At 62.6% G+C, this 219-nt stretch carries 1 protein-coding gene; it reads right to left on the reverse strand.

Annotated features, from left to right (window positions below):
* On the reverse strand, positions 1–219 hold a 219-nt coding region (locus NA986_RS24435), incomplete at both ends, for an autotransporter-associated beta strand repeat-containing protein (RefSeq protein WP_438796970.1).

A 219-nucleotide genomic window follows, 5' to 3' on the forward strand; every position in this document is an offset into this window, starting at 1 on the left:
CGTGCCGCCGGTGTTCAGCGCCAGCGTGGCGTTGTCGGTGACGTCGCCACTTCCCAGCGCATCAACGCTAGTGGCAACCAGCGTGCCGTCGTTGATGGTGGTGCCGCCGGTATAAGTATTGCTGCCGGAGAGGGTGAGCGTCTCGTCGCCGGATTTCACCACTTGCCCGCTGCCGCTGATGTTGTTGGTAAAGTCACCGCCGGTGTTCAGTTCCAGCGT

Source organism: Salmonella sp. NW177, from assembly GCF_051811585.1.
GTDB classification, from domain to species: domain Bacteria; phylum Pseudomonadota; class Gammaproteobacteria; order Enterobacterales; family Enterobacteriaceae; genus Salmonella; species Salmonella enterica.